13 protein-coding genes are annotated in these 13,139 nt (G+C 59.6%); 9 read left to right on the plus strand and 4 right to left on the minus strand.

Annotated features, from left to right (window positions below):
* The first annotated feature begins 24 nt into the window (after positions 1-24).
* The 8 genes from NUX24_RS12550 to dsbG all read left to right on the plus strand — a co-directional run bounded on the left by NUX24_RS12550 (position 25) and on the right by dsbG (position 7,818).
* On the plus strand, positions 25-1,032 hold the full coding sequence (locus tag NUX24_RS12550; protein ID WP_193807002.1) for a LacI family DNA-binding transcriptional regulator: 1,008 nt from the start codon (positions 25-27) through the stop codon (positions 1,030-1,032).
* 98 nt (positions 1,033-1,130) lie between these two features.
* Positions 1,131-2,681, plus strand: a complete 1,551-nt coding sequence (locus tag NUX24_RS12555) for a methyl-accepting chemotaxis protein (protein ID WP_257831880.1) — start codon at positions 1,131-1,133, stop codon at positions 2,679-2,681.
* Positions 2,682-2,881: 200 nt separating this feature from the next.
* Positions 2,882-3,301 carry a hypothetical protein gene (locus tag NUX24_RS12560; RefSeq protein ID WP_257831882.1) on the plus strand — a complete coding sequence of 140 codons (420 nt, stop codon included), beginning with the start codon at positions 2,882-2,884 and terminating at the stop codon, positions 3,299-3,301.
* A 5-nt stretch (positions 3,302-3,306) separates the two neighbouring features.
* Complete coding sequence (locus NUX24_RS12565) at positions 3,307-3,867, plus strand: RNA polymerase sigma factor (RefSeq protein ID WP_257832001.1); 561 nt, start codon at positions 3,307-3,309, stop codon at positions 3,865-3,867.
* An 87-nt stretch (positions 3,868-3,954) separates the two neighbouring features.
* Positions 3,955-4,326: a hypothetical protein gene (locus NUX24_RS12570; RefSeq protein WP_126328563.1), complete on the plus strand. Its 372-nt coding sequence runs from the start codon at positions 3,955-3,957 to the stop codon at positions 4,324-4,326.
* A 48-nt stretch (positions 4,327-4,374) separates the two neighbouring features.
* Complete coding sequence (locus NUX24_RS12575) at positions 4,375-6,399, plus strand: protein-disulfide reductase DsbD (RefSeq protein WP_257831884.1); 2,025 nt, start codon at positions 4,375-4,377, stop codon at positions 6,397-6,399.
* Between the two features lie 7 nt (positions 6,400-6,406).
* Positions 6,407-7,018 carry a DsbA family protein gene (locus NUX24_RS12580; RefSeq protein WP_257831886.1) on the plus strand — a complete coding sequence of 204 codons (612 nt, stop codon included), beginning with the start codon at positions 6,407-6,409 and terminating at the stop codon, positions 7,016-7,018.
* A 41-nt stretch (positions 7,019-7,059) separates the two neighbouring features.
* Positions 7,060-7,818 carry a thiol:disulfide interchange protein DsbG gene (dsbG, locus tag NUX24_RS12585; RefSeq protein WP_047653343.1) on the plus strand — a complete coding sequence of 253 codons (759 nt, stop codon included), beginning with the start codon at positions 7,060-7,062 and terminating at the stop codon, positions 7,816-7,818.
* Between the two features lie 41 nt (positions 7,819-7,859).
* Here the strand turns inward: dsbG and NUX24_RS12590 are convergent, their stop codons facing one another.
* The 3 genes from NUX24_RS12590 to NUX24_RS12600 form a co-directional block, all read right to left on the minus strand.
* Positions 7,860-9,152 carry a glycoside hydrolase family 10 protein gene (locus NUX24_RS12590; protein WP_257831889.1) on the minus strand — a complete coding sequence of 431 codons (1,293 nt, stop codon included), beginning with the start codon at positions 9,150-9,152 and terminating at the stop codon, positions 7,860-7,862.
* Positions 9,153-9,159: 7 nt separating this feature from the next.
* A complete protein-coding gene (locus NUX24_RS12595; RefSeq protein ID WP_047653341.1) occupies positions 9,160-9,447 on the minus strand; it encodes a VF530 family DNA-binding protein in 288 nt (95 codons plus the stop codon).
* A 309-nt stretch (positions 9,448-9,756) separates the two neighbouring features.
* The gene (locus NUX24_RS12600) at positions 9,757-11,241 is read right to left on the minus strand and encodes a UbiD family decarboxylase (protein ID WP_126328556.1); all 1,485 of its coding nucleotides are present in this window, start codon (positions 11,239-11,241) and stop codon (positions 9,757-9,759) included.
* 110 nt (positions 11,242-11,351) lie between these two features.
* On the opposite strand from NUX24_RS12600, the gene NUX24_RS12605 reads away from it, so the two are divergent.
* Positions 11,352-12,236 (plus strand): LysR substrate-binding domain-containing protein, encoded by an 885-nt coding sequence (locus tag NUX24_RS12605; protein WP_257831894.1) that lies wholly within the window; start codon positions 11,352-11,354, stop codon positions 12,234-12,236.
* Here the strand turns inward: NUX24_RS12605 and NUX24_RS12610 are convergent.
* A complete protein-coding gene (locus NUX24_RS12610; protein ID WP_257831896.1) occupies positions 12,227-13,138 on the minus strand; it encodes a LysR family transcriptional regulator in 912 nt (303 codons plus the stop codon). The genes NUX24_RS12605 and NUX24_RS12610 overlap by 10 nt on opposite strands.
* Between the last annotated feature and the right edge of the window lies 1 nt (position 13,139).

Genomic DNA, 13,139 nt, shown 5'->3' on the forward strand with positions numbered 1-13,139 from the left:
TTTGGCAGCCGGATCTAAGTCGTTGTGAGAAAAACAAAACGCGTCACCATTAAAGACATCGCGGAGCTGGCGGGGGTGTCAAAAGCCACCGCCAGCCTGGTTCTCAACGGACGCAGCAAAGAGCTTCGCGTGGCGGAAGAGACGCGCGAACGCGTGCTGGCGATCGCAAAAGAGCATCACTATCAGCCCAGCATTCACGCCCGGTCGCTGCGCGATAACCGCAGCCACACTATTGGTCTGGTGGTCCCGGAGATCACCAACTACGGTTTTGCCGTCTTTTCTCACGAGCTGGAAACGCTGTGCCGCGAGGCGGGCGTTCAGCTGCTGATCTCCTGCAGCGATGAAAACCCGGGGCAGGAGACGGTGGTGGTGAACAACATGGTGGCGCGTCAGGTGGACGGGCTGATTGTGGCCTCCAGCATGCTTAACGATGCGGACTACCATAAGCTGAGCGAGCAGCTGCCCGTTGTTCTGTTTGACCGCCACATCAACGACAGCGCGCTGCCGCTGGTGATCACCGACTCCATTACCCCGACGGCGGAACTGGTGGCCGACATTGCGCGCCAGCATCCTGATGAGTTCTACTTCCTCGGCGGTCAGCCGCGCCTTTCTCCTACGCGCGATCGTCTGGAAGGGTTTAAGCAAGGTCTGCGAGAGGCCGGCGTGGAGCTGCGCCCCGAGTGGATCATTCACGGCAACTATCACCCGAGCTCCGGGTACGAGATGTTTGCTGAACTCTGCGCCCGTCTGGGGCGTCCTCCGAAAGCGCTTTTCGCCGCCGCCTGCGGGCTGCTGGAAGGGGTGCTGCGCTATATGGGCCAACACAACCTGTTGCAAAGTGATATCAGGTTAGCCAGTTTTGACGATCACTATCTCTACGATTCGCTGACGATTCCCGTGGATACCATTCGTCAGGATAACCGCCAGCTGGCGTGGCACTGCTTTGATTTGATTAGCAAACTGATCGAGGGAGAGACCCCGGAACCGTTGCAACGCAAGCTGGCTGCCACCCTGCAGCGGCGCTATAAGTGAGCAATATAGCTCGGACCGATACATCAATAACTTTAATTAATTTAAGTTTTGGAAGAGCCGATAACCATAAGGAATAATTCTCCTTGAGGTATTGGTTTATGTCGTTGAAAAAGTCGTCCCTGATCGTTCTGTTCTCGCTGCTTTTCTTCTTTGTTGTCAGCACCGTGACCAGCGTTGGCCTCATCATTAAAAGTAATAACTCCCTGGATAACGTCAACAAAGAGATCCAGGTTGTGCTGTCCATTATTGACCCCATCAACCATAGCCGTACGCTGCGCGTGCGGGTGATGGAGTATGTGAAGATGGTGGAAGCGGGAAACTCGGCGGACGGGGCTGCTAAGCTAACCGCCGTGAAAGAGGCGCTGACCAAAGCGGACCACGCCTTTGCGGCCTTTATGGCGTCGCCGCGCCTGAGCGATGAAGCGTCGCTGGTGACTGCCTATCAGGATGCCTGGCAAAACTATCGCAACCAGGGGCTGGCGCCGCTGATCGATGCCGCCGAGGCGCACGATGTGGCCAAATTTAACGCGCTGATCCCGGAAGTCTCCCGCCTCGACCGCCAGTACGAGATCGTTCTCGACCAGGTCCTTTCCGTCCACCAGAAATACGCCAAAAGCCTGAACGAGGATGCGAGCAGTAACTTCGTCTCCGGCCTGGTGATTATTGCCGCTATCGCCTGCCTGTTTGTGGTGGTGATTGTCGCCGTCAGCCTGCTGATGAAGCGCTTTGTATTTGCGCCGGTCAACCTGGCGCGCGAGCACTGCAGCCAGATTGCGGCGGGCAAGCTGGACGTTCCGGTGCCGGTCAAGGGGAGTGCACATAACGAAATCGATCATCTTATGAGCTCAATGGAGCAGATGCGTCAGGCGCTGCTGGCGACCATCGCCCAGGTGCGCGATGCGAGCCATACCGTAACGCACGCGGCGCAGGAGATTGCCTCCGGGAATATCGACCTGGCGTCACGTACCGAACAGCAGGCTTCCGCGTTAACCCAGACGGCGGCGAGCATGGAAGAGCTGAGCGCAACGGTGGCGAACAATACCGATAACGTTTATCAGGCCGGTAAACTGGTGCAGGACGCGGTGAAAAATGCCCACACCGGTGAGGCGGTGACCCGTGAAGTCATCGACACGATGAATACCATCGCCGCGAACTCGAAGCGCATTGAAGACATTACCAGCGTGATTAACAGCATCGCCTTCCAGACCAACATTCTGGCGCTGAACGCGGCGGTTGAAGCGGCGCGTGCCGGCACGCAGGGGCGCGGCTTTGCGGTCGTGGCCAGCGAAGTACGCACCCTGGCGCAGAAAAGCGCGGTGGCGGCTAAAGACATCGAAAGCCTGATTGCGCAGTCGGTATCCAGCGTGAAAAACGGTGCGGAGCTGGTCAGCCGCTCGGGTGAGGTGATTGACTCGATTATTTCGTCGGTGAATAAAGTGAATACGCTGATGGAGCAGATCTCCGTCGCCTCCGAAGAGCAGAGCCGCGGGATCGGCCAGGTCGGGCAGGCGGTGACCGAAATGGACGGCGTGACCCAGCAGAACGCCGCGCTGGTGCAGCAGTCCGCGGCGGCAGCGGCATCGCTGGAAGAACAGGCGCAGCAGCTTTCACGGAGTATTTCGAGTTTTAGTTTGCCGATGCAGGCGTAAGCCTTTGACATGTGCCGGGTGGCGCTGACGCTTACCCGGCCTACGAAACCTGTAGGCCCGCGCAAGCGTCAGCACCGCCGGGCAATAACCGCGAATGTGCGGCCAGAGTAATTATTTCATTCATCCCAGCAATATTTCCCTCCCTCATCCGTCTACCTCATCACAAGCCATAATCAGTTACTGTAAACGAGGTAAACACCATGAGAGATTTTGAAATGCACGGCAGAGGTCACGGGCGCGGATTCGGTCGCCACCGTATGGGCAAGGGCTTGGTCATCGGCGCGGCGATTTTCATCGTGCTCGGCCTGGTGGTGATGACCCTGTGGAACGCCTTGCTCCCGGCCATTCTCGGCGTTAATGCCATTGGCTTCTGGCAGGCGCTGGGCATTCTGGTGCTGAGCCGAATTCTGTTTGGCGGGCTGGGTTTCCGTCCGGGGATGTTTGGCGCGCACCGCCGGATGCACGAGCGCTGGATGAACATGACGCCAGAACAGCGCGAGGCGTTTATTCAGCAGCGCCGTGAAGGGTTTGGTCGTCACGGTCGCGGCCACTGCGGCTGGCACGGTCATCGTGACGATAAGCGCGACGACGCCACGCCAAAAGCGCCGGAAGCAGAGTGAGCGAGATGAAAGCCGGGGAGGCGGGCGGATCCATGCTGATGTCGGCGCTCAACGCCTGCCGCGCCCGGCTGAAAGCCTTCATTCGCGGACGGACCTCCGTTCGCGATGATGCCGACGACATTTTGCAGGAAGTCACCTATCAGCTGATGAAAGTGGAGCAGCCGGTCGAAAACGTCGCCGCCTGGCTGTTCCGCGCGGCGCGTAACGAGATGACCGACCGGGCGCGTAAAAAGCGCGAGGTGTCGCTCTCCGGCTATTTTACGGGCGAAGACGACGACGGTTTCCCGGAGGACGAGCTGGCCGAAACCCTGTTCGGCGTAGCGCACACGCCGGAAGAGGAGTACCTCAAAACGCTGCTTTGGGAAGAGCTGGGCCAGGCGCTGTCTGAACTCCCGCCGACGCAGCGGGAGGCGTTTGAAAAGACCGAGCTCCACGGCTACAGCATTAAAATGCTGGCAGAGGAGACCGGCGCCAGCGAACAGGCGCTGTTATCCCGCAAGCACAAGGCGGTGCTGTTTCTGCGCACGCGGCTGCGGGACGTCTATGACGCGCTGACGGGCGAATAGGGGCGGCAGACAAAACCTTACACTTCCGGCACTTGTAGATTCATCACTATCGTTTATGATCGGGGCGTCTTGTCACTCTGGATTGTTATGCGCAACCGTCAGCTCCTCGGAAAATGGCTTTTGATTATCACCTGTCTCGCGATGGCGCTTTGCCTCGTGCAGCGTGCGGTGATGCTCAACCATTTTTTGCAGGGACTGGATCCGCAGATTTCCCTGAGTGCAGATGCCCCGGCTCAAACCAGCAGCACCGAACAGCCCGGCCCGTCGCCGTGTCAGCTGGGCGCGCACTCGCTGCTTTGTGCGCAGCCGCTGTTCTTCGACGGCGCTCTGCCGGCCATTATCATCTTCTTCGCGCTGCTGCAGCTGCTTACGCAAGGGCGGGCATTGGCTCCCGCAGTACAGCCCGTTCAGGCACCGCCTCCCCGAATACACCTTAAAAACTGCGTTTTCCGTGAATGAAAAACATCGTCACCACACGATAATTTTTCAATGTTCACGGAGTACAACATGGTTAACCTCTTCAGGGGATTCGTCTTCCTGTGGCTGTCCTGCATCGGCATTGTCCATGCGGCGGACACCGGCTGGCTGGTTTCCCCCCAAAACGATCACGCCCGCATCCGCCTTCAGGCGGAGAGGGAGCAAACGCAAGTTAAAGGCCTGCTCACCGTTGAGCTAAAGCCCGGCTGGAAAACCTACTGGCGATCGCCGGGCGAGGGCGGCGTCGCACCGAAAATCAGCTGGCCGGATGGCGTGACGGACAGCTGGTCCTGGCCGGTGCCGTCGCGCTTCGATATCTCCGGCATGACCACGCAGGGCTATCACGATAAGGTCATAATCCCGATTACGCTCGACGGGGTGAAGGGCGACACGCTCGACGGGATGCTCACGCTTTCCACGTGCAGCAACGTCTGCCTGCTGACGGACCACCCGCTGCATCTCGATTTTACCCAGCCGGTGGATGAGGGCTTCCGCAGCGAGTTCAAGCAAGCGATGCGCGCCGTGCCCGGTACGTCAGGCGTATCCGCGGATCTTGCCGCCTGGCTCGCTGGCGACAAGCTGGTGATTACCGGCACGACGGACGGGAAATGGGATAATCCGGGGATCTACTTTGACCCGCTGGAGGGTGACATTCTTCCCGGCGAGCCGGTCATCAAACACGACGGCAATACGCTTCGGGTGACGGTTCCCGTGACCGACGAATGGGGCGATAAACCGGCCTCGCTGGAGGGCAAAAGGCTATCGTTTGTGCTGACCAGTGGCGGTCACGCGCAGCAAACCACCATGACCGTTGGGATAGCGCCCGAGGTAACCTCAGCGCCGGACGGGACGGGAAAAATGGTGCTCTTTGCGCTGCTGGGCGGGCTGATCCTCAACCTGATGCCCTGCGTGCTGCCTGTCATGGGCATGAAGCTTAACAGCATCCTGCAGGCGGGATCGGACAGGCGCGCTATCAGGCTGCGGTTTCTGGCCACCAGCGCCGGGATCCTCACCTCCTTTATGCTGCTGGCGGGGATGGTGACCGCGCTTAAGCTGGCCGGAGCGTCGCTGGGGTGGGGCATTCAGTTCCAGAACCCGTGGTTTATCGGCCTCATGGTCGCCGTGACCTTCCTGTTTGCGCTGAACCTGTTTGGGACGTTTGAGATGCTGCTGCCTTCTTCTGCCGCAGGACGGCTGGCGACGGCAGGGGGATCGGGGATCGGCGGCAGCTTCTGCGAAGGAATGTTCGCCACCCTGCTGGCGACGCCGTGCTCCGCGCCGTTCCTCGGTACCGCGGTCGCCTTTGCCCTTGGCGCGCCGCTGCACGCCCTGTGGCTGATCTTCCTGATGCTCGGCGTGGGCATGAGCCTGCCGTGGCTGTTTGTCGCCCTGGTACCGAAAACGGCCATGCTGCTGCCGAAACCCGGCCGCTGGATGAACACGCTCAAGGTCATCCTCGGCCTGATGATGCTGGCCTCCAGCCTGTGGCTGGCAACGCTGTTGAGCGTGCATCTGGGCGAGGCGGTCAGCCAGATTGTGATGCTGGCGCTGACTGTCGTCGCGCTGGTGCTGTTTGCGCTAGAGCGGAAAAAATCTTCGCCGCTGTTCTGGCTGGTGGTCATCGCGCTGTCGGCGTTCGGCGGATATCAGGCGCGCGGGCTGCTTAACGCGCCGCCTGCCGCTCCGGCACAAAATGCCGCTCAGACCATCCCGTGGCAGCCGCTCAGTGAAGAGGCTATCGAGAACGCGCTGGCGCAGGGGAAACGGGTGTTTGTGGATATCTCTGCGGACTGGTGCGTGACGTGCAAAGTTAACGAGCATCGGGTGCTCAGCCAGCCGGACATTATTGCCGCGCTGCGCCAGCCGGACGTGGTGGCCCTGCGCGGAGACTGGAGCCAGCCGTCCGCGTTTATCGCGGATTTTCTGGCGAAGCGAAACCGCTACGCCATTCCGTTTAACGCGGTGTATGGCCCCGGTCTGCCTGAGGGGGAAATCCTCTCGCCGCTGCTGGACAAGCGCACTCTGATCGCCACCCTGAATAACGCAAAAGGATAAACGCATTATGAAAAAACTCCTTATTACGCTTCTGCTCCTGCTGGCCCCGCTTCAGGTGTTCGCTGCCCAGTCGCAGACGCCGGACCAGCAGCAGCGGGCGCAGAAGATTATCGCTGATTTCCTGTTTAACGATCCGAACTCCCCGCGCATCGGCGCGAAAAACCCAAAGCTCACCCTGGTGGTGTTTACCGACTACAACTGCCCGTACTGTAAAAAATTCGATCCGTACCTGGAGAAGATCGTTGAAAAGCATCCGGACGTCGCGGTGGTCTTTAAGTTCTTACCTTTCCGCTCGGAAAGTTCGCTGACCGCTGCGCGAGACGCCTTAACGATCTGGCGAAAAGATCCCGGGCAGTTTATGAACCTGAACCACACCCTGATGGCGAAAAAGGGCTACCACGATGACGCCAGCATTGAGGAGGCGCAGAAGCGGGCGGGCGTGAGCGTCGCGACGCCGGATGAGGAGAGTTTGCTGACAATCAGGCGAAGCCTCATTGTGGCGGAAAAAATGGGGATCCAGGGCACGCCCGCCACGCTTATCGGCGAGGGATTGCTTCCCGGCTGGGTGCCGTTCGAACAGTTCGACGAAATGGTCAGCGACGCACTGAAAAACCGCTAACCTGAGGGGGGCGAAATGCCCCCGATAAAACGGAGAGGGAAATGAAAAAAATACTGTTACTTTCGGCGCTGGCGACGTCAGGGCTGGTACAGGCGGCTGAAGGCATACCGGACGTGGTGAAGCACTTCAGCGAGCAGCAGAACATTAAAGTCATCAAGAAGCTGGATGCGCCCGGCGGCGCGCCCGCCTGGCTTGGGCAGTACCAGGATATGGGCGTTACGCTGTTTTTAACGCCCGACGGCAAGCACGTGATCTCGGGTTATCTTTATGATGACAAAGGGAAGAACCTCAGCGAGGGCTATTTCCAGAAAGAGATCTACGCCCCGATGGGCCGCGAGATGTGGAAGAACCTCAACGCGGCGCATCCCCTGAAGGAAGGGGCAGATAGCGCTCCACGTAAGGTCTTTGTTTTCGCCGATCCGTTCTGTCCGTATTGCAAGCAGTTCTGGGCCGAAGCGCAGCCGTGGGTGAAGGCGGGCAAGGTGCAGCTCAACACGCTGCTGGTGGCGTTTCTCAACCCCAACAGCGGGCGTAACGCTTCGGCGATTCTGAATGCGAAGGATCCGGTTTCGGCCTGGCGCGAATACGAGCTCTCCGGTGGCAAAAAACTGCCCAAGCCAGAGGGCGAGGCTTCCCGTGAAACGGTAGCGATCCTGCAGAAGCACCAGACGCTGATGGACAGCCTGGGCGCTAACGCCACGCCGGCCATTTACTATCTGAATGCGGAAAATGAGCTGCAGCAGGTGGTCGGTATGCCGGATGCGCAGCAGCTTGAGGCGATGTTTGGGCCGAAGCCGTAAAAAAAACAGGCAGAAACGGGGCGTTTCTGCCGGATAGTGATTTAGCTTCCCCAGCGTCCTTTCAGGTAGTTAACCGCCTGCTGCGTCTGCGGCTGGTTCAGGTAATCTTCCCGGAACAGGATGGTGCCGTTCACGTTGGGCAGCGAATCGTTGAGATCGAGCTGCTTTTTCAGCTCCGGCACCCCGCCCTGAACCGTCCAGTCCGGCTCGTTTCTCGACGGCTCGCCCACCTTATAGAACGCAATGCCGATATACAGGCGCGTGTGGGTCGGCTTCACGACGTCGGCCCACCATTTGGTCAGCACGTCGTAGCGCGCGGAATCCCGGGAGAAGGGCCAGTAAATCTGCGGAGCGATGTAGTCCAGCAGGCCCTGCTGCACCCACTGACGGGTATCGGCGTAGGATTCATCGTAGGCCGCGGCGCCGCGGGTGTCCGAGCCTGCCGGGTCAAAGGAGCGGTTACGCCACACGCCCGCCGGGCTGACGCCAAACTCAACGTCGGGCCTGGTCTGTTTAATCGCGCGGGACACCTGGACGATCAGCTGCTGCGTGTTGTGTCTACGCCAGTCGGCCTTTGAGGCAAATCCCTGACCGTACTGCCGCCAGGTCTGTGCGTCATTCAGCGCGGACCCCGGCGATTCGGCGTAAAAGTAATCATCAAACTGCACGCCGTCTACCGGGTAGTTAGCCACCACTTCGATCACCACTTTGGTGATCCAGTCGCGCACTTCCGGAATACCGGGGTCGAGAACAAAACGGTCGCCCGAGATGCGCACCCACTCCGGGTGCTGAACATAGACGCTGGACGGGGTCTGATACGAAGTCTGGTTCAGGGCAGCGATGGTGGACGGCTTGGTGTTGGTCGACACGCGGTACGGGTTGAACCAGGCATGGACCTTCATGCCGCGCTTGTGCGCTTCATCCAGCATAAACTGCAGCGGATCGTATCCCGGATATTCGCCGATGTTGCCCGTCAGCATATCCGACCACGGTAAAATTTTTGATGACCAGAGGGCCGTGCTGTCCGGCTTCACCTGGAAAAACACCGTATTAATGCCGAGGTGCTTAAGGTTGTCGAGCTTGCTTGTCAGCGCCTGCTTTTGCATCGCGATGCGCTGGTCAGCGCTGCGGCCATTCACCGAGGCCACCGGCGGCCAGTCGAGACGAGAGACGGTCGCCAGCCAGATGCCGCGCATCGGCTCGTTTGCCTGCTGCGTCGGTTTGCTCACGGTGGGGAGCGGGGTAACCAATGATTTGGGTGGTTTTGAGGAGCAACTCACAAGTAAAAGCGCGCAGGCAGCCAGCGCACCAATCCGTTTTACGTGTCGCGTCATTTGCGTATTAGCTCTTGATAATCCGACTGTTGGCCCAGGGATTAAAGGCGGGCTCCGCCTGTACTGTGCTTACCTCATCGTTGAGGGAGTCCAGATACAGGGCTTCCACTTCCGCGCGCGCCCACGGGGTGCGGCGCAGAAATTTGAGGCTCGATTTAACGCTGGGATCTTTTCTGAAACAGTTAATTTTGATGCGGTCGCCCAGTTCGCTCCAGCCATATTTCGCCACCAGGGCGTTGACCATCATCTCCAGCGTTACGCCATGCAAAGGATCGTTAGAAATGTGTGCAGTCATAGATGTCCGGATGTCTCAATGTTTGTGGGGGCAGGGTTAACGGAGAAAGGGTACAAGAAAGTGGGGGAAGCGGCAACGACTGGACGGCTGACGGCATTTTAGATGAAAAAGTTTACAAAAGCATTGGCAGGTATGCATGCGCCAGATTAAGACTTGCCGGGTCATGCGTCGAAATAAGTCCGGGCAAGGCGTTTAAAATGCGAAAATTTTATAAGTGCATTGTGACTTCCGAAAAATCCATCCTATCATGAAACGCTAGAATACCAGCCAGGATAACGATAAAGGCCACCCTAACGTGGCCTTTAGTGATCAGTTTCCGCCAAACAGCTCCGGCGCCCATGGACGCGGGTCTACCTCCATAAACGGCGCGCGCTCGAAGCGGTCCTTCAGCGCCCACGGCACCGTGCAGTCGAAGATCGTCTTGCAGGAAATGCCGTTGCCGCGAATCGAGGTGCTGTAATCCGGCGACTGGGACGGATCCAGCTGGTGGCCTCGGATCCCCGGAATATTGGTGATGCTGACATCGCCCTGCATGCGCGTCGTCATCGCCCACAGGATGTCGTCGCTGTCGAAAATATCCACGTCTTCGTCGACAAGAATAATGTTTTTCAGCTCCGAATAGGTGGCTAAGGCGATGAGCGCCGCCTGGCCCTGGCGTCCTTCGTCTGACGGCTGGCGTTTTTTCACCTGCAATATCCCGAGGAACTTACCGCCGCCCGCGGTATGGGCATAGACGTTTTGCAGGAAGCCCGGAATCGCCTCTTCAACGGCATTGCGGATGCTGGCCTCCGTCGGCAATCCGGCCAGGGTGGTATGTTCTTCCCCCGGTCCCACCAGCGTCTGCAGGATCGCGTGGTTTCGCATGGTCACGGCTTTCACTTTGATCACCGGCAGAGATGGATTCGCCTCGCCGCAGTAGCCCGGGAACTCCGGCATCGCGTGGCCGGTGTTGGTGTGCTGATCCTCTCTCACGCGCACGCCCGGCAGCAGTTCGCCCTCGATGATGATTTCCGCCCGCGCGATGGCTTTCTCTTTGACCGCCACGCCCTGCACCAGCTCGACCGGCTGCTGGCGCAGCGCCCCGGCGACACCCAGCTCGTTGTAGCCAAACGGCGTGGTAGGCGCCTCAAAGCACGCGCCGATATAGATGGCGGGATCGAGCCCCATATTGATCGTCACCGGCAGCGGTTTTCCGGCTTCTTCCGCCTTTTTGCGGAAGACTTCGATATGCCGACCGGCGGCAAGGAACATGGAAAGCTCGTCACGCTCCTGGACGCAGAGACGGTGAATGGTGACATCCGTCAGCGAACTGTCTTCCGGATCGCTTGCCAGCACCAGTCCCAGACAGAAGAACGGACCCGCATCAATCGGCGTGTTGGTCGGGGCCGGAAGCAGCTTGCGCAGATCGAAGTCAGGATCGTCTGCGTAGAAAACCTGTTCCTGGCAGGGCGCTTGCGAGGCCGGAACGACAACCGGCGCAACCGGCTTTTTCACCGCCTGGCCGACGTGTTTTGCAAGCTCGGAGGGCTCGCAGCCCAGAAGCAGCGCCGCGCGCTCGCGGCTGGCGTGCATGCCCACCAGGATGCGGGAGCCCGGATAGCCCTTCACGCTGTTGAACATCATGGCCGGGCCCGTGCGGGTCGGGCGTTTTACCGTGCCGCCCGCGCCGATATGACGGTAGACTCCCGCCAGCTCCGCGTTGGGATCGACCGGATGATCGGTTTCAAGATACTGCCCTTCATGGCGCTGAAGCAGGGCGATGGCGCTGCGGAGATCGTTAATCTTGTTTTCCATATTTTCCTCCCTCGTTTGAATACCTCCATTTTTATGGCAATGACCAATAGCATCAATTGCATCATTACTGCTAAATTGATAAGTAAATTCTTATCAAAAGGAGGCGTTCCGTGCAGTTTCGTCAGATGCGCAACTTCATCGTCGTGGCCGAAGAGCTCCACATGCACCGGGCCGCCGAGCGTCTGAACATGGCGCAACCGGCACTGAGCCAGCAGATAAAGGCGCTGGAAGAACGTTTAGGCGTCACGCTTTTCAGCCGGGCGAACCGCCGCTTAACCCTGACGCCCGCGGGTGAAGCGTTTCTGGTGAAAGCAAGGCTCGCCATCTCCCTGACCGAGCAGGCGGTTCTCGACGCCAGGCAAACGGCACGGGGCGAGCAGGGGGTACTAAACCTGGGATGCGTGTCGAGCGCGATGTTCGACGGCAGGCTGCCCGCCGCGCTGCGCCAGATGCACACGCGCTGGCCGGCCATTACCATGTCACTGGTGACGGGAAACGTGCAGACGCTCTACGCGGCCGTGCAGAGCAACCAGCTCGATGTGGCTATTATCCGGGCGCCGCTGCCGTCGCTGCCTGACGATCTGCAAAGCCGCCCCTTCACGTCAGAGAAAACGGTACTTGCGCTGTATCGTCAGCATCCGCTGGCGGGGTCGTCCGCGCTGACGCTTTCGTCAGTGAAGGACGAAAAATGGATCTCCCTGCGCGACCCGGAGGGAATGGGGCTGGAACAGTACTTTTATGACGCCTGCAGCGGAGCGGGCTTTCAGCCGGACGTGGTGCAAAACGCGACCGACGTGCCCACGGTGATAAGCCTGGTCTCGGCGGGGTTTGGGCTGGCGCTGCTGCCCGCGTCGGCAAAGGCGGTGAGCGTCGAGAATGTGGTTTACGTGGACATCCTCGACCGGCTCCGGGAAAGCGAGCTGACGCTGGTTTGCCACCGGATTATCCGATCAGAAGTGCTTAAAAAATTTCTGATTACCCTCGATCACGCCTGACGTCCGGCGGCCCGCAGCAGCTGCTCGCGCAGCCAGGCATTTGCCGGATCCTGGCTGTTTTTCGGGTGCCAGTACATGTAGATGGTAATCGGCTGGAGCGGCAGCGGCGGCGGAAAAATATCCAGCGTGGAGGCGAACTGTCTCAGCATCCGCTCCGGCAGAGTGCACACCAGGTCGGTACCGGCGACAAGCGCAGGCGCCACGGCGTAGCTCTGCGTGGACATAGCAACGCGTCGCTGATAGCCCAGCCCGGCCAGGGTTTGATCGACAAATCCGGTAAACGGATCTCCCGCCGACGACACCACCAGATGCGAAAGCGCGCAGTAGCTTTCCAGGTCTAACGCTCCGCTCCCGCGCGGATGGCCTTTGCGCTGGGCGGTGGCAAACGCGTCGTCGAGCAGTTTGCGTCTCACCCAGCCGTCATGGGCGCCCGCGCTTACGCCGATGTAGATATCCACATCTCCGTTTTCCAGCTGCTGCGGCAATTCGGACATCTGTGGCAGGGCGAAGCGCAGGCGAATGCCGGGGGCGTCGGTACCCACCTGGTTAAGCAGCCCGGAGCCCAGCATCAGCGCCGGGTTTTCGTGCAGCGCGATGACAAAGGTTCGGGTGCTGGTCTGGGCATCAAACGTGGTGGGAGAAAACATCGCGCTGATGCCGCGCAGAACGCTCTCCACCTGCGGCTTAAGCGCTTCCGCTCGCGGCGTGGGTAGCACCCCACGTCCATGTGGGGAGGGAATAAACAGCGGTTCACCAAACAGCGTTCGCAGACGCGCGAGACGGGCGGAAAGCGCGGGCTGGCTGATGCCCAGCCGCGCGGCCGCATGGGTGATATTCCTGTCCTGAAGCAGGGCGTCAAGGGTCAGGATAAGGTCGATGTCCATGTCAAAGAGGGGCGTCATT

This window comes from Enterobacter sp. HG048 (assembly GCF_024702055.1).
GTDB lineage: Bacteria > Pseudomonadota > Gammaproteobacteria > Enterobacterales > Enterobacteriaceae > Enterobacter > Enterobacter dykesii.